This window comes from Mesorhizobium sp. P2_F7 (assembly GCF_056403695.1).
Genome location: NZ_JBFUFA010000001.1, coordinates 364,431 through 384,907, shown reverse-complemented (window position 1 = coordinate 384,907; position 20,477 = coordinate 364,431). Strand labels below are relative to the sequence as shown.

General features: G+C 63.7%; 20 protein-coding genes. 19 read left to right on the top strand and 1 reads right to left on the bottom strand.

The window, feature by feature from the left end; all coding sequences use genetic code 11:
* Positions 1–53: 53 nt before the first annotated feature.
* Positions 54–1,331, top strand: coding sequence for a 4-aminobutyrate--2-oxoglutarate transaminase (locus AC1DZ8_RS01780; RefSeq protein ID WP_477300514.1), 1,278 nt, complete (start codon positions 54–56; stop codon positions 1,329–1,331).
* A 158-nt stretch (positions 1,332–1,489) separates the two neighbouring features.
* On the opposite strand, the gene AC1DZ8_RS01775 is transcribed toward AC1DZ8_RS01780, so the two are convergent.
* The gene (locus AC1DZ8_RS01775; protein WP_477300516.1) at positions 1,490–2,743 is read right to left on the bottom strand and encodes an NAD(P)/FAD-dependent oxidoreductase; all 1,254 of its coding nucleotides are present in this window, start codon (positions 2,741–2,743) and stop codon (positions 1,490–1,492) included.
* A gap of 486 nt (positions 2,744–3,229) precedes the next feature.
* On the opposite strand from AC1DZ8_RS01775, the gene AC1DZ8_RS01770 reads away from it, so the two are divergent.
* The 18 genes from AC1DZ8_RS01770 to trmB all read left to right on the top strand — a co-directional run bounded on the left by AC1DZ8_RS01770 (position 3,230) and on the right by trmB (position 20,473).
* On the top strand, positions 3,230–4,522 hold the full coding sequence (locus AC1DZ8_RS01770; protein ID WP_477300518.1) for an imelysin family protein: 1,293 nt from the start codon (positions 3,230–3,232) through the stop codon (positions 4,520–4,522).
* 60 nt (positions 4,523–4,582) lie between these two features.
* Positions 4,583–4,894 carry a (2Fe-2S)-binding protein gene (locus AC1DZ8_RS01765; protein ID WP_477300520.1) on the top strand — a complete coding sequence of 104 codons (312 nt, stop codon included), beginning with the start codon at positions 4,583–4,585 and terminating at the stop codon, positions 4,892–4,894.
* Positions 4,860–5,345 carry a bacterioferritin gene (gene bfr / locus AC1DZ8_RS01760; protein ID WP_142868533.1) on the top strand — a complete coding sequence of 162 codons (486 nt, stop codon included), beginning with the start codon at positions 4,860–4,862 and terminating at the stop codon, positions 5,343–5,345. Before AC1DZ8_RS01765 ends, bfr begins: the two co-directional genes overlap by 35 nt.
* A 12-nt stretch (positions 5,346–5,357) precedes the next feature.
* Positions 5,358–6,959: a di-heme oxidoreductase family protein gene (locus AC1DZ8_RS01755; protein WP_477300522.1), complete on the top strand. Its 1,602-nt coding sequence runs from the start codon at positions 5,358–5,360 to the stop codon at positions 6,957–6,959.
* A complete protein-coding gene (locus tag AC1DZ8_RS01750) occupies positions 6,959–8,032 on the top strand; it encodes an imelysin family protein (protein WP_477300524.1) in 1,074 nt (357 codons plus the stop codon). Before AC1DZ8_RS01755 ends, AC1DZ8_RS01750 begins: the two co-directional genes overlap by 1 nt.
* A gap of 3 nt (positions 8,033–8,035) precedes the next feature.
* Entirely contained in the window at positions 8,036–9,142 is a 1,107-nt protein-coding gene (locus tag AC1DZ8_RS01745; RefSeq protein WP_477300526.1) for a DUF1513 domain-containing protein, read from the top strand.
* 98 nt (positions 9,143–9,240) lie between these two features.
* Positions 9,241–9,918 (top strand): tRNA (adenosine(37)-N6)-threonylcarbamoyltransferase complex dimerization subunit type 1 TsaB, encoded by a 678-nt coding sequence (tsaB, locus tag AC1DZ8_RS01740; protein WP_477300693.1) that lies wholly within the window; start codon positions 9,241–9,243, stop codon positions 9,916–9,918.
* Positions 9,918–10,412, top strand: coding sequence for a ribosomal protein S18-alanine N-acetyltransferase (gene rimI, locus AC1DZ8_RS01735; RefSeq protein WP_477400276.1), 495 nt, complete (start codon positions 9,918–9,920; stop codon positions 10,410–10,412). The genes tsaB and rimI overlap by 1 nt, the downstream gene beginning before the upstream one ends.
* A gap of 28 nt (positions 10,413–10,440) precedes the next feature.
* Positions 10,441–11,241: a lyso-ornithine lipid O-acyltransferase gene (gene olsA / locus AC1DZ8_RS01730; RefSeq protein ID WP_477300530.1), complete on the top strand. Its 801-nt coding sequence runs from the start codon at positions 10,441–10,443 to the stop codon at positions 11,239–11,241.
* 74 nt (positions 11,242–11,315) lie between these two features.
* Positions 11,316–12,725, top strand: a complete 1,410-nt coding sequence (gene miaB, locus AC1DZ8_RS01725; RefSeq protein WP_477400275.1) for a tRNA (N6-isopentenyl adenosine(37)-C2)-methylthiotransferase MiaB — start codon at positions 11,316–11,318, stop codon at positions 12,723–12,725.
* 83 nt (positions 12,726–12,808) lie between these two features.
* Positions 12,809–13,801 carry a PhoH family protein gene (locus AC1DZ8_RS01720; RefSeq protein WP_477233649.1) on the top strand — a complete coding sequence of 331 codons (993 nt, stop codon included), beginning with the start codon at positions 12,809–12,811 and terminating at the stop codon, positions 13,799–13,801.
* 18 nt (positions 13,802–13,819) lie between these two features.
* A complete protein-coding gene (gene ybeY / locus AC1DZ8_RS01715; protein ID WP_477300534.1) occupies positions 13,820–14,326 on the top strand; it encodes an rRNA maturation RNase YbeY in 507 nt (168 codons plus the stop codon).
* A 28-nt stretch (positions 14,327–14,354) separates the two neighbouring features.
* The gene (locus tag AC1DZ8_RS01710; RefSeq protein WP_112566430.1) at positions 14,355–15,446 is read left to right on the top strand and encodes a hemolysin family protein; all 1,092 of its coding nucleotides are present in this window, start codon (positions 14,355–14,357) and stop codon (positions 15,444–15,446) included.
* An 11-nt stretch (positions 15,447–15,457) separates the two neighbouring features.
* On the top strand, positions 15,458–15,928 hold the full coding sequence (locus tag AC1DZ8_RS01705; RefSeq protein WP_477300536.1) for a VOC family protein: 471 nt from the start codon (positions 15,458–15,460) through the stop codon (positions 15,926–15,928).
* An 86-nt stretch (positions 15,929–16,014) separates the two neighbouring features.
* Positions 16,015–17,607, top strand: a complete 1,593-nt coding sequence (gene lnt / locus AC1DZ8_RS01700) for an apolipoprotein N-acyltransferase (RefSeq protein WP_477300538.1) — start codon at positions 16,015–16,017, stop codon at positions 17,605–17,607.
* A 137-nt stretch (positions 17,608–17,744) separates the two neighbouring features.
* Positions 17,745–18,164, top strand: a complete 420-nt coding sequence (locus AC1DZ8_RS01695; RefSeq protein WP_477279390.1) for a helix-turn-helix domain-containing protein — start codon at positions 17,745–17,747, stop codon at positions 18,162–18,164.
* Between the two features lie 221 nt (positions 18,165–18,385).
* Entirely contained in the window at positions 18,386–19,651 is a 1,266-nt protein-coding gene (gene metK / locus AC1DZ8_RS01690) for a methionine adenosyltransferase (protein ID WP_477279392.1), read from the top strand.
* Positions 19,652–19,771: 120 nt separating this feature from the next.
* On the top strand, positions 19,772–20,473 hold the full coding sequence (gene trmB / locus AC1DZ8_RS01685; RefSeq protein WP_477300541.1) for a tRNA (guanine(46)-N(7))-methyltransferase TrmB: 702 nt from the start codon (positions 19,772–19,774) through the stop codon (positions 20,471–20,473).
* Positions 20,474–20,477: the final 4 nt, after the last annotated feature.

Here is a 20,477-nt window from a genome sequence, read left to right as displayed (position 1 = left end):
AGGCCTTGAGACCTGTCAAGCAAGAGCGGGCGCCAGCCCGGCGAGGGATGACCATGAAGAACGCAGCCATTTCCGAACGCAAGAACCAGTCGATCTCGCGCGGCGTCGGCATGACGACGCAGATCTATGCCGACCGCGCCGAGAATTCGGAGATCTGGGACGTCGAAGGCCGCCGCTATATCGATTTCTCGTCCGGAATCGCCGTCGTCAACACCGGCCACCGCCACCCCAAGGTGATCGAGGCGGTCAAGGCGCAGCTCGACCGCTTCACCCACACCTGCCACCAGGTCGTGCCCTATGAGAGCTATGTCAGGCTGGCCGAACGGCTGAACGCTATGCTGCCCGGCAAGTTCGAGAAGAAGACGATCTTCGTCACCACCGGCGCCGAGGCGGTGGAGAACGCCATCAAGATCGCCCGCAACGCCACCGGCCGCCAGGCCGTCATCGCCTTCGCCGGCGGCTTCCACGGCCGCACCTTCATGGGCATGGCGCTGACCGGCAAGGTCGTGCCCTACAAGGTCGGCTTCGGCGCCATGCCGGGCGACGTCTACCACGCGCCGTTCCCGGTGCCGCTGCACGGCGTATCGGTCGCGGATTCGCTTGCCGCGCTCGACAGACTGTTCAAGGCCGATGTCGACCCGGCCCGTGTCGCCGCCATCATCATCGAGCCGGTCCAGGGCGAGGGCGGCTTCTATGATGCGCCGCGCGAGTTCCTGACGGCGCTGCGCAACCTCTGCGACCAGCACGGCATGCTGTTGATCGCCGACGAGGTGCAGACCGGCTTTGCCCGCACCGGCAAGATGTTCGCCATGGACCATCACGAGGTCGCGGCCGACATCACCACCATGGCTAAGAGCCTGGCCGGCGGCTTCCCCCTGGCGGCGGTCACCGGCCGCGCCGAAATCATGGATGCACCCGGCCCCGGCGGGCTAGGCGGCACCTATGGCGGCAGCCCGATCGGTGTTGCGGCCGCGCATGCCGTGCTTGATGTCATCGAAGACGAAAAGCTCTGCGACCGCGCCAATGCGCTCGGCGCCCGGCTGAAGCAGCGCCTGTCGGCCATCCGTGACGACGTGCCCGAGATTGTCGACATTCGTGGTCTAGGGTTCATGAACGCGGTCGAGTTCAACGACGTCAAGAAAGGCCTGCCATCGGCCGAGATTGCCAACGCAATCAGGCTGAAGGCGCTCGACAAGGGGCTGATCCTGTTGACCTGCGGCGTCTATGGCAACGTCATCCGCTTCCTCGCCCCGATCACCATCCAGGACAACGTCATGAACGAGGCGCTCGACATCCTGGAAAGCTCGATCCGCGAAGTCTGCGCGGCCTGAGCCGCGACCCCTACCTCCCCCTTGTGGGGAGGTCGGACCGAAGGTCCGGGTGGGGGTCGGTGCCGCACCCCCACCCCGATGCTTCGCATCGACTTGCCGGGGCGAGCCACGGGTCTCGCCCGTCCTTCAGCCCCCCACAAGGGGGAGGGTAGGCGCATCTAGCCCGCGGCCCTTGCCGGCTCATCCTGCTGAAACGCCGCCAACGCAGCCTTCAACCCGTCAGGACCTTCCGCCACTGTCTGCGGCGTCGGTGAAAACCTAGCGCCGAGCATCTTGCGGCCGAGCATGTGGTCGCCCGGGCGATTGACCGATTCGATGCCGAGCAGCCGGTTGCCGGCATAGTGGTAGATCGAGAATTTGTTGTCGGCGAGGTCGCCCAGCACGACATGGCTGTCGCCGCCCGAGGTCAGCCCGACCATCTGCAATTTCATGTCGCCGATATCCGACCAGAACCACGGCACGGCCGAATAGCTGTCGGTGTGGCCGGTGATCGTGCGCGCGGCAAGCCGCGCCTGGTCGGTGGCGTTCTGCACCGATTCCAGCCGCACGTCGCCGCCGGTCGACCAGTGGCGGTAGGAGGCGGCGTCGCCGATGGCGAGGATATCAGGCACTGACGTGCGCATCTGCTGGTCGACGCGGATGCCGTTGGCGATGGTCAGCCCCGCAGCCTGCGCCAGTTCGATATTCGGCACCGCGCCGATGCCGACAATGACCATGCGCGCCGGCAGCCTTTCGCCGGTAGAAGTGACGGCGGTTGAGACATGACCGTTTTCGCCCTCCAACCTGGCAATGGTGGTGCCGGTGAGGATGCGCACGCCGATTGTTTCCAGCCGCTGGCGGACATGGCTCGCCACCACCGGTGCCACGGCGCGGCCGAGCAGCCGGTCGACCGCCTCGACCACAGTGACGTTGCGGCCGGCCGCCCGCAGCGTCGCCGCGATTTCCAGTCCGATGAAGCCGCCGCCGAGAATGACGACATCGTCGCTCTGCGCACTGAGCTCGCGGATCAGCCGCGCATCGGCGATCGAGCGCAGCGACAGCACGCCCGAGAGGTCCGCGCCCGGCAGCGGCAGAAGCCGCGGCCGCGAACCGGTGGCCAGAATGAGGCGGTCGAAGGCAAGCGCGCCGCCGCCCGCTATATCCAGCGTCCGGCCAGCCGTATCGATGCGATCGATTCGGATGCCCGGCCTGAAGTCGATGGCGCTGCCCGTATAAAAGGCCTCGCCGCGCAAAGGCTGCGATTTGGCCTCGGCATCCTTGATGAAGGTCTTCGACAAAGGCGGCTTGTGGTAGGGCAGCTCGTTCTCGTCGCCGATCAGCAAGACCGGTCCGTCATAGCCTTCCTCGCGCAGGCTGGCGGCCGCTTGCACGCCCGCATGACCCGCACCGACAATGACGACACCGTTCTTCATCGCAACCCGAATTCCTGTTTCAAATCTAGAGCATGGTGCTGTGCGAAGCGGTTTTCGGACGACACCATGCTTTGATTTTGAGCCGTTCCGCCAGATGGCGATTGTCTGCCACCGTCGCAAGAGGCCCGGTCCGGGTCGCACCCGGAACGGTGGTCTGTCAATCGCCCCGTCTCGCGACGGTCCCTGCACGATACGATTTAAAGTTGACAGTCCTAGTTTAGAATAATTCTAAACTGTTGTTTCAATTGAATTTTCTGGGGTTCACCAGTTGACTTCCGGCGCCGCGGTCGTTTTATGGAGGCTCGCGCGTCAGCGCATCCCTTTGATGTTTGGGCCTTGAACCCGTTCGATTGGAGGCATTTGGTGTCTTTCTTCCGTGAGCCGCGGGGCGGCGCGGCATCTGTTGTGTCCTATGGCATGCCTATGCCCGGGCACCGTCTGGCACGCGCGCCTTTTACCGAATTCCCTTTGACCTGGAGAATGATGATGACAGCACGATATGGCGGCAGGCTGGCTGCGATCGGTGCCACGGCAATGTTGACGGCGGCGGTTTTCATCCTGCCGGCCAAGGCCGCGGAGGTCGATGCCAAGGCGGTCATCAAGACCTATTCCGACATCGCGCTGGCCAAGTATGAGGATTCGCTGACCACCGCCCAGGCGCTCGACAAGGCTGTCGACGCGCTGCTTGCCAACCCATCGGCGGACACGCTGAACGCCGCCCGCGATGCCTGGAAGGCGTCGCGCGTGCCTTACCAGGAGACCGAGGTGTACCGCTTCGGCAACAAGATCGTCGACGACTGGGAAGGCAAGGTGAACTCCTGGCCGCTGGACGAAGGCCTGATCGACTACGTCGCCAAGAGCTATGGCACCGAGTCCGATGCGAACGCGCTCTACACCGCCAATGTCATCGCCAACAAGGAAATCGAGATCAACGGCAAGAAGGTCGACGCCTCGAAGCTGTCGCCGGAATTCCTCTCCGGCACGCTGCAGGAAGCCGGCGGCATCGAAGCCAATGTCGCGACCGGCTATCACGCCATCGAGTTCCTGCTCTGGGGCCAGGATCTGCACGGTACCGGCCCGGGCGCCGGCGAGCGGCCCTACACCGACTATGACCTCAAGAACTGCACCGGCGGCAATTGCGACCGCCGCGCCGAGTATCTGAAGTCCGCCAGCGACCTGCTGGTCTCCGACCTGCAGGAAATGGTCGGCAACTGGAAGGAAGACGGTGCCGCCCGCAAGAACCTCGTCGACGGCCAGCCGAACACCGCCATCTCGGTGATCTTCACCGGCATGGGCTCGCTGTCCTACGGCGAACTGGCTGGCGAGCGCATGAAGCTCGGCCTCTTGCTGCACGATCCGGAAGAGGAGCACGACTGCTTCTCCGACAACACCTACAACTCGCATCTCTATGACGCCATCGGCATCCGCGCCGCCTATCTCGCCAGCTACACCCGCCTCGACGGCACCGTCGTTTCGGGCCCGTCGGTGCACGATATGGTCAAGGCGGCCGATCCGGCGATCGACAAGGAACTGTCCGACAAGCTCGATGTCTCGGTCGCCAGGATGGAGGCGATCAAGGCGCGGGCAGTGGCCGGCGAGGCCTATGACCAGCAGATCGCCGAGGGCAATAAAGAAGGCAACGCCACGGTGCAGGCGGCAATCGACGCTCTGGTCGACCAGACCAAGTCGATCGAACGCGCGGTCGGTGCCTTGAAGCTGAACAACATTGCTTTCGAAGGTTCCGACAGCCTCGATGCACCGGACAAGGTGTTCAAGTAGCACCCCAACCAACCACCAGCCAAACGGCGCGGAGGAGGCGCCGTCAGCCAGAGCCAATCCATGCTGATCTGCCATTGCAACATCATCACCGAAAAGGAGATTGAGCAGACGATCGTCGATCTGCTGGATCAGGATCCCTGGCAGCTCATCGTGCCGGCGAAAGTCTATCACACGATGCAAAAGCGCGGTCGCTGTTGCGGCTGCTTCCCAAATGTGGTCGAAACGATCATTCGGGTCACCGAAAATTACCACACCCGCTCGGAGGCGAGCGGCGTGGACATCGTTTCACATCTGGATCGCGTCAGAGGCCTGCGCGTCCAATACGGGAGCAGAACCCATGAAAGGCGAAAAGCAGATCATCGAGCGGCTTAACGAGGCTCTTTTTCTGGAGCTTGGCGCCGTCAATCAGTACTGGGTGCATTTCCGCCTGCTCGAGGACTGGGGATACGCCAAGCTGGCAAAGAAGGAACGCGCCGAATCGATCGAGGAGATGCACCATGCCGACCGGCTGGTGGCCCGTATCATCTTCCTCGAAGGGCACCCCAACCTGCAGTCCGTGGCGCCTTTGCGCATCGGTCAGAACGTCAAGGAAGTGCTCGAATCCGATCTTGCCGGCGAATATGACGCGCGCACCGCCTACAAGCGTTCGCGCGAGATCTGTGAAGAAGCAGGCGACTACGTGACGATGAAGCTGTTCGAGGAATTGCTCGCCGACGAGGAAGGTCATATCGACTTCCTCGAGACGCAGCTCGACCTGCTGGCCTCGATCGGCGAGGAAAAATACGGCCAGCTCAACGCCGCATCGGCGGACGAGGCGGAATAGGACCATGCAGGAATGCGGCGCCCCCTAGATCTTTTGCGCCGCATGCGGCGGGCCGGCGGCCCGCTACTTTCCAAAACCCCGCGATGCCAGGTGTTTCGCGGGCTTTTGATTGCCATCTTTGCCATTGTTTCGGCCCCGGCGCTGGCTGGTTCTGCAGAACCGGTCGGCCTCGCGACGAGCCGCGCCGATCTGACGCCGAAGGATCAGGCGCGCGTCCTTGCCGTTACCCGGCCGACCACGGACTTCTCCAAGCCGGAATCCTTCGAAACGATGCAAGGCGGCGCCGGCACCTCGCGCAAGCAGGTCGACCGCGACGCCTTCTCGCAACCCGCTGAAAACATCACCTTCGAGGAAGAGGGCACCTTCAAGCTCGGCAATGCGCTGTTCCGCAAGAACTGGGTGTCGTCGCCGTCCTCGACCCAGGCTTCGGACGGGCTCGGACCGCTGTTCAACGAGCGTGCTTGCCAGAATTGTCATCTCAAGGATGGCCGCGGCCGTCCGCCGGCTGCTGACATTCGAAGCACCTCGATGTTCCTGCGGCTGGCGCGCGATGCGAGCACGGCTGAGGAGAAGGCCGAGATAGAAGCACACAAGGTGCTGAACTTTCCCGATCCGGTCTATGGCACGCAATTGCAGGAACTGGCGGTCCCCGGCCTCAAGGGTGAAGGCCGCATGCGTATCGACTACAGCGAGGAAAAGGTTACGCTTGGCGACGGCACCATCGTTTCGCTGCGCAAACCGACCTATTCCATCGATGGTCTTGGCTACGGCCCGCTCGACCCGCACACTACATTGTCGCCGCGCCTGACGCCGCCGATGATCGGGCTTGGCCTGATCGAACAGATATCGCCGGCCGATATCCTTGCCCACGCCGATCCCGATGATCGCGATGGCGACGGCATTTCCGGCCGGCTCAATATCGTACGCGACGGCACGAGCGGCGAATTGAAACTCGGCCGTTTCGGCTGGAAGGCCCAGACCGCCTCGATCCGCCAGCAGGCGGCGGATGCCTTTGACGGCGATATCGGCATTTCGACACCGGAAGAGCCCAACCACTGGGGCGATTGCACCGCAGCAGAAAAAGCCTGCCTTGCTATGCCGAACGGCGTCCAGAAGCGGCTTGGCCCGGTCGAGGCGCCGCCGCCGGTGATGGACCTCGTCACCTTCTATTCGCAGAACCTTGCCGTGCCCGCGCGGCGCGATGTCGGCGATCCCGCCGTGCTCGCCGGCAAAAAACTGTTCTATGAGATGGGCTGCATTGCCTGCCACACGCCGAAATTCGTCACCATGCGCGGCACGCCCAACAAGGCGCAGGCCTTCCAGCTGATCTGGCCTTATTCCGACTTCCTGCTGCACGACATGGGACCGGGTCTCGCCGACGGCCAGGCCGTTGGTGAAGCCACAGGCAACGAATGGCGCACCCCACCGCTCTGGGGCATCGGCCTGACCGAGACGGTAAACGGCAACAGCTTCTTCCTGCATGACGGACGTGCGCGTACGCTTACCGAGGCGATCCTCTGGCATGGCGGCGAGGGGCAGAAGGCGCGCGACCGCTTTGCCGCTGCCGACGCGGCCGACCGCGATGCACTGGTCAAATTCCTGGAGTCACTGTGATGCTGAAGCGTTTTCTGCCCGTTCTCGCTCTTGCGCTGGCCATGTCCTCGCCGGCATCGGCCTCGGTGAAAGCTTCCGACGTGATCCAAAGAGCGATCGACGGCTTTGTCCGCCCCGCCTATGCCAGCCTGCACGACCATGCCGGCGGCCTGGCCAAGGCCATGAACGCGCTTTGCCAAGCGCCTTCGCATACCGCGCTCGATGCCGCGCATGCCGAGTTCTCGGCCACGGTCGCAGCCTGGTCGTCGGCCGAAATCATCGGCTTCGGCCCGATCAAGGAGAACAACCGGCTGGAGCGCATGCTCTACTGGCCGGACCGCAAGAGCATCGGCCTGAAGCAGGTGCAGGCGGCGCTCGCCGGCAAGGACCCGACCGCCACCGATCCGGTGCAGCTGGCCGGCAAGAGCGTCGCCATGCAGGGGTTAGGGGCGCTTGAGTTCGTGCTCTATGGCGACGGCTCCGAGGCGCTGGCCGGCAAGGACGATCCCTATCGCTGCGCCTATGGCGCGGCGATTGCCAAGAACATTGAGACCATGGCGGCCGATGTCGACGCGGCCTGGAAAAAGCCGGACGGCTTTGCAGCGCTGTGGGCCAATCCGGGGCCTGACAATGCGCTCTACCGCGACGGCACCGAAGCGGTGACCGAACTGGTCGGCGTCTTCATCAATGAGCTGGAAATGGTCCGCGACGTGCGCCTCAAGGGTTTTCTCGGCGCCAAGCCGGATGCAGACAAGCCTAGGCAGGCGATCTACTGGCGTTCGCAGAACACCGGCGTGTCGTTGGCCGGCAATCTCTCCGGTATCGATACGTTGTTCCAGGCCTCGAAGCTCGGCGACGCGCTGCCCGAAGATGCGCGATGGATGGCGGAATCGATCCATATCCAGCTCACCAATGGCGTCGCCACTGCCAAATCCGTCCAGGGTCCGATCGACAAGGCGCTCGCCAATCCCGCCGAGCGCGAAAAGCTCGAGCATTTCGCGCTGATCACCTCCAGCCTGTCGGGCCTGATCGGCACCCGGCTAACCGCCGAATTCGGCCTGACCGCAGGCTTTTCGTCGCTGGACGGAGACTGAGCAATGCGTACGCCCTTGACCGATCGTCGCGATTTTCTGAAGGCCGCCGGCGCTGGCTTCGTCGCGGCAATGGCGCCTCGGGCCTGGGCAAATACGCTTAGCACGGATGCGGTCTTCGCCACCGCCTTCGTCAAGCGCGACGGCAGTTTTGGCGCGGCCGTGCTGTCGGAAGCCGGCAAACTACTGCATGCGATCGACCTGCCCGACCGCGGCCACGATGTCACCTTCGATCCGGTGTCGAAGCGCTCGGTGGTCTTCGCCAGGCAGCCCGGCACCTTTGCCGTGGTCTTCGACCACACCGGTCGCGAAGCGCCGCTGACCATCGCCAGCATCACCGGCCGCCATTTCTTCGGTCATGGCGTGTTCTCAGCCGATGGCGCGCTGCTCTACGCCACCGAAAATGACTTCGACAATGCCGCCGGCGTCGTCGGGGTCTATGACACTCGCGCCAAATTCAGCCGCATCGGCGAATTCCCGACCTATGGCATGGGGCCGCACGAACTCCTGTTGCTTGGCGACGGCCGGACCATCGCCATCGCCAATGGCGGCATCGAGACCCATCCGGACTATGGCCGCGCCGAGCTCAACATCGCGACCATGAAGCCGTCCTACGTGCTGGTCGACCGCATCACCGGCGACCTTATCGAAAAGCACGAACTGCCGGCAGCGCTCCATCAACTGTCGATCCGCCACATGGATGCCGACGCGTCAGGCACCATATGGTTTGGTTGCCAGTATCGCGGCCCGGGCATCGACCGCCCGCTGCTGGTCGGGCGCGCCGCCCGCGGCGAGGAATTGCAGCTGCTCGACATGCCGCAGGACGTGCTCTCCGGCTTCCGGAATTATATCGGCTCGGTCGCCGCCAATCCGCTCGCCGGGACTGTCGCGGTGTCGTCACCGGAAGGCAATTCGCTGGCCGTGATCGACGCCGCCAGCGGCAAGATCGTGACCACCAAGGCGCTGGTCGAGGTTTGCGGCCTGGCCCCGGACGGCCCGGGTTTCATCGCGACGACAGGCGCCGGCGACATCATCGAAGGCAGCGGCACGACTCGCTCCGAGCCAGACTATGTCTGGGACAACCACATGCTCCGCATCGCGCCGGCGGCGTAAGCCGTCCAGCCTACGCCGAAGCGAAGCCGTGTAACTTTCCCCTTGCGGCGGCGCGCCATGGCGGGCAGAGGAGGCTGTTCTTGCAACCGGCTTCCTTTATGAAACTGCTCGCCATCGATTGTGCCGCTAATCTCTGCGCCGCCTGCGTCTACGACGCGGCGGCCGGTAAGGAGCTCGGCCGATCGGTACTCGATCTCGGCAAGGGCCATGCCGAACACCTGATGGCCGTCATCGACGAAGCGCTGAAGGCGGGCGGAACCGACTATGCCAGCCTTGGCGCTATCGGAGTGTCCGTCGGCCCGGGCTCGTTCACCGGCCTGCGCGTCGGCGTATCGGCGGCGCGTGGGCTGGCGTTGGCGCTGAAAATCCCGGCGATCGGCGTGACGACGCTGGAAGCGTTGGCGGCTGAAGCAAGCGCGGCATTCCCCGGCCGCCCGGTCCTGGCCGCGCTCGACGCCGGTCGCGAGGAGATTCACGCCGCGTTTTACGATGCGGAAGCGATTTTGCGTTATGGTCCGGCGGTGACCACACTTGCGCAAGCCGCGGGAATGGCGGCGGACAATCTTCCGGTGCTTGCCGGCACGGCGGCTGAGCAGATCGCCGCGGCGGTCGGACGCACCTTCGATATCGGCCCGACAGCGGCCACTGCCGACATTGCGATCTACGCCCGGTTGGCAGCTGCCAAGCCTGAGGGTGAAAAGCCGAAACCGCTTTATCTGCGCGGCGCTGACGCCAAACCGCAGGCGGGGTTCATTCTGTCGCGGCAGGAAAAGTAATGCGCATTCCTTTCCTCCAGCCGCGCCGCAGGGACTATGCGCTCGAGCCTCTGACCATCGCCGACAGCCCGGCAGCGTCGATGCTGCATCGCGAGGATTTCGTCCGCCCGTGGACCGATGGCGAGTTCGCTGCGCTGCTCGAACAGGACACCGTGTTCGGCTATGCCGCGCGTGAGATCGGCCAGGGCGCCAAGCCACCCGTCGGCTTCGTGCTGGCCAGGCTTGCCGCCGGCGAGGGCGAGATCCTGACAGTGGCGGTGGCGCGCTCGCATCGCCGCCAGGGGCTCGGCTGGCAGTTGATGGACGCGGTGCTGCGCGAATTGCATGCACAGCGCGCCGAGGCGCTTTTCCTCGAAGTCGACGAGACCAATGTCGCTGCGATCGCGCTTTACCGTCGGCTCGGCTTCCGCCAGGTCGGCCACCGCGCCAATTATTACCGCTCGACCGAACACGGCCCGACCGGCGCGCTTGTCATGCGCCGCGATCTTCGTTAGCGAAAGTTTTGGGGCAGGGCCAAGCCGCATGATCGGAAAAATCAGGATTTTCCTGGCGCTGAGCCTCGTTGTCATCGGCTCGCTGGCGCTTGTGCCGCTGCAGCTTCTGTCGATGAAGACCGGAATCTGGCGCGAGACGGTCATTCTGAAGGTCTGGCACCGGCTTATCGTGCGGACGCTCGGCCTGCGCATCCATGTCAAAGGCGCATTGTCCAGCCAGCGCCCGCTGCTGGTCGCCTCGAACCATATCTCCTGGACTGACATCATGGTGCTCGGCTCATTTGCCGATGTGACGTTCATCGCCAGGGCGGATATGGAGGGATGGCCGCTGATCGGCTGGCTGTCGAAGCTGCAGCGCACCGTCTTCATCGAGCGCGAGCGCAAGCGCACGGCGGGCGATCAGGCCAGCGAGATCGCTAGCCGCATGGCCAAGGGCGATGCTATGGTGTTGTTCGCCGAGGGATCGACCGGCGACGGCAACACCATCCTGCCGTTCAAGAGCACGCTGTTCGGCGCCGCCTCGATGGCGATTTCGGAAGGTGCGGCCGAACAGGTTTTCATCCAGCCGGTGGCGATCGCCTACACACGGGTGCACGGCGTGCCGCTCGGCCGCCGGCACCGGCCTATCGCGGCCTGGATCGGCGACCAGGACCTGATGCCGCATCTCAAGGTGCTGATGGCCGAAGGCGCACTCGACGTCGAAGTGCATTTCGGCGAGCCCGTCGCCTTTGCCAAGGGCTCGAACCGCAAGGAAACGTCAAGGCTGATGGAAAGCGAGGTGCGCGCGATGATGCAAGCTGCACTCGCCGACCCGGTCTCGAGCCGGTAGCTCCGGGCTGCGCCCTTAGGCGCAGGCCCAGAATCGTCTGTTTTTTGTCACGGAAAGGCGTTAGAAGCCGCCGGATGGACTTGAACACGATTGAAACGCACGACCTCGGCGCCGTGACTCAACAGCCGGCAGAGCGCTCCACGGCTGCCAAAAAGGTCTTCGTCAAGACCTATGGCTGCCAGATGAATGTCTATGATTCACAGCGCATGACCGATGCGCTGGCCGCCGACGGCTATACCGCGACGGACGTCATCGCCGATGCCGACCTGGTGCTGCTAAACACTTGCCACATCAGGGAGAAGGCGGCGGAAAAGGTCTATTCCGAGCTCGGCCGCATCCGCGACATGAAGGCCGAACGGGCAGCAGCCGGGCGCGAAATGCTGATCGGCGTCGCCGGCTGCGTGGCGCAGGCTGAGGGTGCGGAAATCATCCGCCGCTCGCCCGCCGTCGACCTCGTCATCGGCCCGCAGACCTATCACCGGCTGCCTGACGTGCTGGCGCGGGTGCGCGGCGGCGAGAAGATCGTCGAGACCGAATACGCCATCGAGGACAAGTTCGAACATCTGCCGCAGCCAAAGCGCGCCGAGGTGATCAAGCGCGGCGTCACCGCCTTTCTCACTGTGCAGGAAGGCTGCGACAAGTTCTGCACCTTCTGCGTCGTGCCCTACACCAGGGGCTCGGAAGTGTCGCGGCCGGTGGCGCAGATTGTCGCCGAAGCCGAGCGCCTGGCCGACGCCGGCGTGCGTGAGGTGACGCTGCTGGGCCAAAACGTCAACGCCTGGCATGGCAAGGGCGAAGATGGCACGGAATGGGGGCTTGGCCGCCTGCTGTTCCGGTTGGCTGAGATTCCCGGCCTGGCGCGGCTGCGCTACACCACCAGCCATCCGCGCGACATGGACGAAGAACTGATCGCAGCCCATCGCGACCTACCGGCGCTGATGCCGTATCTGCATTTGCCGGTGCAGTCCGGGTCCGACCGGATCCTCAAGGCGATGAACCGCAGGCACACCGCAAAGGACTATCTGGCGCTGCTCGAGCGCATCCGCGCTGCACGCGGCGACATCGCGCTGTCCGGAGACTTCATCGTCGGCTTTCCCGGCGAGACCGAGGCCGATTTCGAGGCGACAATGCAACTGGTGCGCCAGGTCAACTACGCCTCGGCCTTCTCGTTCAAATACTCACCGCGCCCCGGCACGCCCGGCGCTGAGATGCCCGATCACGTGCCGGAAGCGGTCAAGGATGAGCGCTTGCAACGGCTGCAAGCCCTGCTGCTCAAGCAGCAGCAGGATTTTGGCCTGAGCCTGGTCGGCAGCACCATCGATACGCTGATCGAGAAGCCCGGCCGTCAGGCCGGCCAGAAGGTCGGCCGCTCGCCCTGGCTGCAGCCGGTTATTGTTGATGAAAAGGCCGGCGAAATCGGTGACATTATCCGGGTGCGAATCACGAAGACGGGCTACAATAGCCTGTTCGCCGAATTGGCCTGATGGCCTCGGCAGATGAGGAGAGACGGTTGAGCGCTGCTGAAGTGAAGACTCTGCCCCAGAATCAAGCATCCGGGGCCTCTGACATGGCGCACATCGTTCTGACTTTCGACAACAACAAGCTTGCCAGCGCCCTGTACGGCCAGTTTGACGAGAACCTGGCCCGGCTCGAGCAGAAGCTCGGCGTCGACATCCGCTCGCGCGGCAACCAGCTGACCATCAAGGGCTCGGCCTCCGCGGCCGAGCAGGCGCGCCGCGCGCTCGACAATCTCTACGGCATTCTCCAGAAAGGCACCGATATCGGCCAGTCCGACGTCGACGGCGCGGTGCGCATGGCGATTGCCGCCGACGACCAGCTGACGCTGCCGACGCTGGAGCGCAAGGGCAAGGTCTCCGCCGCGCAGATATCCACCCGCAAGAAGACGATCTATGCCCGTTCGCTCAACCAGGACGCCTATATGCGGGCGCTGGAGCGGTCGGAACTGGTCTTCGGCATCGGTCCCGCCGGCACCGGCAAGACCTATCTGGCGGTGGCGCATGCGGCGATGCTGCTCGAACGCGGCATGGTCGAGCGCATCATCCTGTCGCGACCGGCGGTCGAGGCCGGCGAGCGGCTGGGCTTCCTGCCCGGCGACATGAAGGAAAAGGTCGATCCGTATCTGCGGCCGCTTTATGATGCGCTCTACGACATGATGCCGGCCGACAAGGTCGAGCGCGCCATTGCCGCCGAGGTGATCGAGATCGCGCCGCTGGCCTTCATGCGCGGCCGAACGCTGGCGCACGCCGCCGTCATCCTCGACGAGGCGCAGAACACCACGCCGATGCAGATGAAGATGTTTTTGACCCGCCTCGGCGAGAATTCGCGCATGATCGTCACCGGCGATCCGACACAGATCGATCTGCCTCCAAGCACCAAATCGGGCCTGGTCGAAGCTTTGCGTGTCCTTGACGGTGTGGCCGGCGCGGTCACCGTGCGCTTCAACGATGTCGATGTCGTGCGCCATCCGCTGGTGGCGGAAATCGTCAGGGCCTATGACCGCGACGCCAAGCTGTCGCGCGGCCTCGGCGCCGAAAGCTGATCATGACGATGCGGGCTCATGCCTGAAGACATAAAAACCGGCGGCGGGGATGTTTCGGTCCCCGTCGAGGTCGATCTATCGGTCGAGGCCGGCGATTGGCCCGGCGAGGCGGCGCTGACGCTGCTGGTCGATCGCGCCGTGTCGGCTGCCTTTGCCGAAACCGGTGCCGCCGGCCACTCCGAACTCAGCATTGTCTTTTCCGACGATGCCCATATCCGGACCCTCAATGCTGGCTGGCGCGGCAAGGACAAGGCGACCAACGTCTTGTCTTTCCCGGCTTTTCCGTTCCCCAAGGGCGGCAAGCTGCCGCCGATGCTGGGCGATATCGTGCTCGCGTCTGAGACCGTGACGCGCGAAGCGGCCCTGGAAGAGAAGCCCTTCGAGAACCATATCACCCATCTCGTCATCCACGGCCTGCTGCATTTGCTGGGCTACGATCACGAGACCGACGCAGAGGCCGAGGAGATGGAAGCCATCGAGCGCGCAGCGCTTGCAAGGCTTGCCATTCCCGATCCCTACACGTAATGACAAAAGACCAATTGACCGGACGACGATGAACGACAAACCAGAAACTGCCGCCCGCCCCGAGGCTGGCAGTGCGACCAAGCCTTCCGATACGACGGAAGAGGGATCGAGTCCGAGTACCATCACCGGCAGCCCCGCTTCTGGTAGCATTGCCAGCGAGCCATCGCCTGCCGGTCCCTCCCTGTTCGACCGCGTTTTGGGCCTTTTCCGGCAGCGCAACGGCACCAGCCTGCGCGAGGAAATCGCCGGCGCGCTTGCCGAAACGACCAGCGATGCCGAGTCTTTTTCACCCGGCGAACGCGCCATGCTCAACAACATCCTGCGCCTGCGCGAAGTGCGCGTCGAGGATGTCATGGTGCCGCGCGCCGACATCGAGGCGGTCGAGATCACCACGACCTTGGGCGATCTTCTCGGCCTGTTCGAACAGTCCGGCCATTCCCGCATGCCGGTCTATTCCGAGACGCTCGACGATCCGCGCGGCATGGTTCACATCCGCGACGTGCTGGCCCACATCACAAAGGTCGCCCGTGTCAAGAAGGGCAGGACATCGAGGAAGACGCCGGCAACGACGCTTCTCGACCTCGCCCAGGTCGATCTTGGCCGCACCATTGGCGACCTCAATCTGATCCGCCCGGTGCTGTTCGTGCCGCCCTCCATGCTTGCCTCCGACCTGATGGGCCGTATGCAGACGACGCGCACCCAGATGGCGCTGGTCATCGACGAATATGGCGGCACCGATGGTCTCGCCTCGCTGGAAGACATCGTCGAAATGGTCGTCGGCGATATCGAGGACGAGCATGACGAAGACGAGCCGCTGATCACGCAGACCGGCGAGGGCGTCTTCGTCGTCGACGGCAAGGCCGAGATCGACGAGGTCGCCAAGATGATCGGCGAGGACTTTACCGCCGGCGAGCATGGCGAATATGTCGACACCATTGGCGGCATGATCTTCAACACGCTCGGCCGCGTGCCGGCGCGTGGCGAAGTGGTGCAGGCCATTCCCGGCTTCGAATTCCACGTGCTCGACGCCGATCCGCGTCGCGTCAAGCGGGTGCGCATCGTCCAGAACCAGAAAGGCGAGCGCCGCCGGCGCGCAACCGCTCGCACCGAGCAGGCCTGATTTCGCGCTGCATGACGGTCGACGACCCGTTCAAACACGCCACGTTCGGTTCCGGGGTTTTCTATCGGGATCCAAGGGCGGCGTTGATCTGGCTTGAAGCGGCCTTCGGTTTCGAACCGAGCATGGTGGTCAGCGACGCAGACGGAAAGCTTGTCCATGCCGAAATGCGTTTCGGCGATGGCTACATCATCGTCGATTCCGAATGGGCCGATCACGTCGCCAGCCCGGCTTCGGTCGGCGGCAAGAACACCCAGTCGGTCTGTGTGCGGCTGAAAGGCGGCCTGGACGCGCATTGCGAACGGGCGAGGGCGGCCGGAGCCGAGATCGTCGAGGCGCCCGCCGACCATTTCTACGGCGAGCGGCAATACCGCGCCCGTGACCCCGAAGGCCATGTCTGGACCTTCACCCAGACCTTGCGCGCCGTTCCGCGCGAGGAGGCCGAGCAGCTGAGCGGCTTCAGCATAGAAGGCTGGCACCGGTAACATCAGATTGCGCTTATCGACGTTTGGAGCACGGCGCGCGGCCTGATAAATCTTGGCTCCTGATTCGCACGACTTGGGAAGTCTGCATGGAGCGCCTGGCCGGCCGGATAATTCTGCTTTGGGGCTGGCGGCGTGCGCTGGTGGCGTTTCTCGCCGGCGCGCTGGCGGTGCTCGCCCAGGCGCCTTACGATTTCTTCGCTGTCTGTTTCGTCTCGTTTCCGCTGCTGGTCTGGCTGCTCGACGGCGCCACCGGCGAGGCGTCCGACAGCTGGCTGAGGCGCCTGCGGCCAGCCTTTGCCATCGGCTGGTGGTTCGGCTTCGGTTATTTCCTCGCCGGCCTGTGGTGGATCGGCGAGGCGCTTCTGGTCGAGGCCGACAGTTTCGCCTGGGCCTTGCCCTTCGCGGTCGTCGGCATTCCTTTGGCACTGGCGTTTTTCTACGGCTTCGCCACCGTCGTCGCCCGGCTGTTATGGACCAACGATATCGGCCGCATCGCCGCCCTCGCCTTCGCTTTTGGTCTGACGGAATGGCTGCGCGGCTTCCTGTTCACCGGCTTTCCCTGGAATGCCGTCGGCTATGCGGCGATGCCCGTGCCGCTGCTGATGCAAAGCGTGTCGGTGACCGGCATGATCGGCATGAACGCGCTGGCGGTCTTTGTCTTTGCCATGCCGGCGCTGCTCGCCGCGCGCCGGCATCTGCGCCTCGGACTGGTGTTGCTTGCCGCTCTCGTCGCCGCACATGTCGGCTTCGGCTATTTCAGGCTGGCGACCCCCGACAAGCCGGCGACGCACAATCTCGATGTCCGCATCGTGCAGCCGGATGTCGATCTCAGCGAGAAGTGGGACGCGTCGGTGCGTGACCGCATCTTCGCGACCATGATGGGCCTGTCGGCCGCAGCACCGGATCCCGGTCACAACAAGCCGCAGCTGATCCTGTGGCCGGAGACCTCGGTGCCGTTCCTGTTCACCGAGCGCCCTGACGCGCTGACCGCGCTCGGCGACATGCTGCAGCCCGGGCAGATGCTGATTGCAGGCGTCGTGCGCGAGGAGGGCGGATCGGGAGCCGAGACCGGCAGCCGCTATTACAATTCCGTGGTGGCGATCGACGACAAGGGCGAGATTGCCGACGCCGTCGACAAGGTCCATCTGGTGCCCTTCGGCGAGTATCTGCCGTTTTCCGGTCTGCTCGGCCGCTTCGGCATCGAACAACTGGTCGCCGGGCCGATGAATTTTGCTGCCGGCAATGAACGCCACCCGATCGCCTTGCCCGGCGGCATCAGCGCCTTGCCGTTTATTTGCTACGAGGTGATCTTTCCCGATCTGGTTTCAGTTGACGCTACGTCATCCCAGCTTATTGTGAATGTCACAAACGACGCCTGGTTCGGCGACACGCCCGGGCCGTACCAGCATTTCAGACAGGCACAGATTCGCGCGGTGGAAAATGGATTGCCCCTGTTGCGCGCAGCCAACAACGGCATTTCGGCCGTTGTCGATACGCGCGGACGCATTGTTGACGCCTTGGCGGTCGATGCGCGCGGCGCCATCGACGTGCGGGTGCCCATCTCCGGCCAGGCGTTCATATCCGCCGCTCAACGGCGCATTAACGGAATGCTGATCATGTTCCTGTTTGCCGCGATCGCCCTCAGCTTGAACGTAAGGCAACGGCTACGGGTGAATTGACAGTCGACACATTAGAAACTCATACTGTTATCGCCTAATTTTCTCGAAGTCGGTTGGTGTTTCTGTTGGGGCAGGTGGCTCCGGCTTCGTTTGGGCAAGAAAAATAGAAAAGGCCGGAAAAATTCGGCGAGGAAAAAATGACAGAAGAAAACAAGAAGAAACCGAATCCGATCGACATCCATGTCGGAAGTCGCGTCCGGCTTCGGCGTAATATGCTTGGAATGAGCCAGGAAAAGCTGGGTGAAAATCTCGGTATTACGTTTCAGCAGATCCAAAAATATGAAAAGGGAACGAATCGCGTCGGCGCCAGCCGTCTGCAGGCAATAGCCTCGATACTCAGCGTGCCTGTCGCCTTCTTTTTCGAGGATGCGCCAGGGCAGGAGCCGTTGGGTAACAGAGGATTTGCCGAGGACGCCTCGATGGCTTTCGCCGTCGAATTCTGCGGCAGTCCGGAAGGACTTCAGCTCAACCGCGCCTTCGTCAAAATAGCGGATGTGAAAGTGCGCCGCCGGATCATCGATCTGGTGAAATCCCTTTCTGCCGAAGATGCCGAGTGATCCCTGGGGGTCTATCGACCCACCGGGCCGATTGACCCGTTGGCGACAATAGCCCCGAGGCTCGACTGCCGGCGGCAAGTGCCGCCGGTGGTACAAGATATATTGCTGCGACATTCATGCCAGAACTGCGGCACCGCTTGACGAGCGGCGCCCGGCACCGTTAACACGTGGCGCGCCAAAATCGGCAGAACTGCCGATCGTTTTTTCAAGAGGGGACACCCGTGACGCGGCAGAACTACTTCTTCACCTCGGAATCCGTTGCCGAGGGTCATCCCGACAAAGTCTGTGACCGCATCTCCGACGAGATCGTCGATCTGGTCTATCGCGAGGCCAAGAAGACCGGCATGGACCCCTGGAAAGTCCGCGTCGCCTGCGAAACGCTGGCCACCACCAACCGTGTCGTCATCGCCGGCGAGGTCCGGGTTCCCGAGACGCTGCTGAAGAAAGACAAGCAAGGCAACATCCTGATGGATGCCGCCGGCCACCCGGTCGTCAACCCGGCCAAGTTCAAGTCGGTCGCCCGCAAGGCGATTCGCGAAATCGGCTACGAGCAGGCCGGCTTCCACTGGAAGACGGCAAAGATCGAGGTTCTGCTGCACGGCCAGTCGCCTGACATCGGCCAGGGCGTCGACAACGCCGCCGACCGCCAGGGCGAAGAAGGTGCCGGCGACCAGGGCATCATGTTCGGCTATGCCTGCCGCGAGACGCCGGACCTGATGCCGGCGCCGATCTACTACAGCCACAAGATCCTCGAACTGCTCGCCGCCGCCCGCCACGAAAACAATGGCGAGGCCGGCAAGCTCGGTCCCGACGCCAAGAGCCAGGTCACCGTTCGCTATATCGACGGCAAGGCCGCTGAAGCGACGCAGATCGTGCTGTCGACCCAGCACCTCGATTCGTCCTGGGATTCCAAGAAGGTCCGCAAGGTCGTCGAACCCTACATCCGCGAGGCGCTCGGCGACCTCAAGATCGCCGACGATTGCATGTGGTACATCAACCCGACCGGCAAGTTCGTCATCGGCGGCCCGGACGGCGACGCCGGTCTGACCGGCCGCAAGATCATCGTCGACACCTATGGTGGTGCTGCCCCGCATGGCGGCGGCGCCTTCTCCGGCAAGGACACCACCAAGGTTGACCGTTCCGCCGCCTATGCGGCGCGCTACCTCGCCAAGAACGTCGTGGCGGCCAAGCTCGCCGACCGATGCACCATCCAGCTGTCCTACGCCATCGGCGTCGCCCAGCCGCTGTCGGTCTATGTCGACCTGCACGGCACCGGCAAGGTCGACGAGGCCAAGCTCGAGGATGCGCTGCGCACCGTGATGGATCTGTCGCCGTCCGGCATCCGCAGGCATCTCGACCTCAACAAGCCGATCTACGCCAAGACGTCGTCCTACGGCCATTTCGGCCGCAAGGCTGGCCGTGACGGGTCTTTCTCCTGGGAGAAGACCGATTTGGCCAAGGCGCTCAAGGACGCGGTCGCCGCTTAGGCATGATTCCAAAAAGTGGGTACCGGTTTTTGGAAAAGATCATGCTCCAACAAAGGATTAGATTGAGATGAGATTTCAGCCAAATCTCATCTCAATCTAAGCGCGGCGCGCGACCTGGCCATGGACCCAAAGGAAAGGCGGAGCCGGGCGACCGAAGGGTTCTTCGGCCGCCGGCATGGCAAGACCATTCGCCCGCTGCAGGCGGCGGCGCTGGAAAGTGGTCTTGGTGCCTATGGCCTCGACCTCTCCGCACAAGCGCCTGCGGATTTGCGCACGCTGTTTACGGCGGATGTTTCGACGGTTCGGCTGGAAATCGGCTTCGGCGGCGGCGAGCATTTGCTGCATCGGGCCATGGAAGCCCCGGCGACCGGCTTCATCGGCGTCGAGCCGTTCGTCAACGGCATGGCCAAGCTGATGATGGCGGTGCGGGAAAAGCCGCTTGCCAATCTTCGCGTCCACAATGACGACGCCACGCGCCTGCTTGACTGGTTGCCACAGTTCTCGCTCGACGGCATCGACCTGCTCTATCCCGATCCCTGGCCGAAGAAAAAGCACTGGAAGCGGCGTTTCGTCAGCCCGCTCAACCTCGACCGGTTCGCACGCGTATTGAAGCCCGGCGGAAAATTCCGCTTCGCGTCCGACATCGACACCTATGTGAACTGGACCTTGTTGCACTGCCGGGCGCATGGCGCGTTGTCATGGCAGGCAGGGGACGCGGCCGACTGGCATCGGCCCTATGAAGGCTGGCCGGGCACACGCTACGAGGCAAAAGCCATTCGCGAGGGCCGGCGGCCGGCCTATCTCACCTTCGTTAGAAAATAGTCCA

What these genes read in the sequence shown, in the direction of transcription:
- AC1DZ8_RS01780 (WP_477300514.1), top strand. Translation starts at nt 54, where the DNA reads ATGAAGAACGCAGCCATTTCCGAACGCAAGAACCAGTCGATCTCGCGC.
- AC1DZ8_RS01775 (WP_477300516.1), bottom strand. Translation starts at nt 2,743, where the DNA reads ATGAAGAACGGTGTCGTCATTGTCGGTGCGGGTCATGCGGGCGTGCAA.
- AC1DZ8_RS01770 (WP_477300518.1), top strand. Translation starts at nt 3,230, where the DNA reads ATGACAGCACGATATGGCGGCAGGCTGGCTGCGATCGGTGCCACGGCA.
- AC1DZ8_RS01765 (WP_477300520.1), top strand. Translation starts at nt 4,583, where the DNA reads ATGCTGATCTGCCATTGCAACATCATCACCGAAAAGGAGATTGAGCAG.
- bfr (WP_142868533.1), top strand. Translation starts at nt 4,860, where the DNA reads ATGAAAGGCGAAAAGCAGATCATCGAGCGGCTTAACGAGGCTCTTTTT.
- AC1DZ8_RS01755 (WP_477300522.1), top strand. Translation starts at nt 5,358, where the DNA reads ATGCGGCGCCCCCTAGATCTTTTGCGCCGCATGCGGCGGGCCGGCGGC.
- AC1DZ8_RS01750 (WP_477300524.1), top strand. Translation starts at nt 6,959, where the DNA reads ATGCTGAAGCGTTTTCTGCCCGTTCTCGCTCTTGCGCTGGCCATGTCC.
- AC1DZ8_RS01745 (WP_477300526.1), top strand. Translation starts at nt 8,036, where the DNA reads ATGCGTACGCCCTTGACCGATCGTCGCGATTTTCTGAAGGCCGCCGGC.
- tsaB (WP_477300693.1), top strand. Translation starts at nt 9,241, where the DNA reads ATGAAACTGCTCGCCATCGATTGTGCCGCTAATCTCTGCGCCGCCTGC.
- rimI (WP_477400276.1), top strand. Translation starts at nt 9,918, where the DNA reads ATGCGCATTCCTTTCCTCCAGCCGCGCCGCAGGGACTATGCGCTCGAG.
- olsA (WP_477300530.1), top strand. Translation starts at nt 10,441, where the DNA reads ATGATCGGAAAAATCAGGATTTTCCTGGCGCTGAGCCTCGTTGTCATC.
- miaB (WP_477400275.1), top strand. Translation starts at nt 11,316, where the DNA reads ATGGACTTGAACACGATTGAAACGCACGACCTCGGCGCCGTGACTCAA.
- AC1DZ8_RS01720 (WP_477233649.1), top strand. Translation starts at nt 12,809, where the DNA reads ATGGCGCACATCGTTCTGACTTTCGACAACAACAAGCTTGCCAGCGCC.
- ybeY (WP_477300534.1), top strand. Translation starts at nt 13,820, where the DNA reads ATGCCTGAAGACATAAAAACCGGCGGCGGGGATGTTTCGGTCCCCGTC.
- AC1DZ8_RS01710 (WP_112566430.1), top strand. Translation starts at nt 14,355, where the DNA reads ATGAACGACAAACCAGAAACTGCCGCCCGCCCCGAGGCTGGCAGTGCG.
- AC1DZ8_RS01705 (WP_477300536.1), top strand. Translation starts at nt 15,458, where the DNA reads ATGACGGTCGACGACCCGTTCAAACACGCCACGTTCGGTTCCGGGGTT.
- lnt (WP_477300538.1), top strand. Translation starts at nt 16,015, where the DNA reads ATGGAGCGCCTGGCCGGCCGGATAATTCTGCTTTGGGGCTGGCGGCGT.
- AC1DZ8_RS01695 (WP_477279390.1), top strand. Translation starts at nt 17,745, where the DNA reads ATGACAGAAGAAAACAAGAAGAAACCGAATCCGATCGACATCCATGTC.
- trmB (WP_477300541.1), top strand. Translation starts at nt 19,772, where the DNA reads ATGGACCCAAAGGAAAGGCGGAGCCGGGCGACCGAAGGGTTCTTCGGC.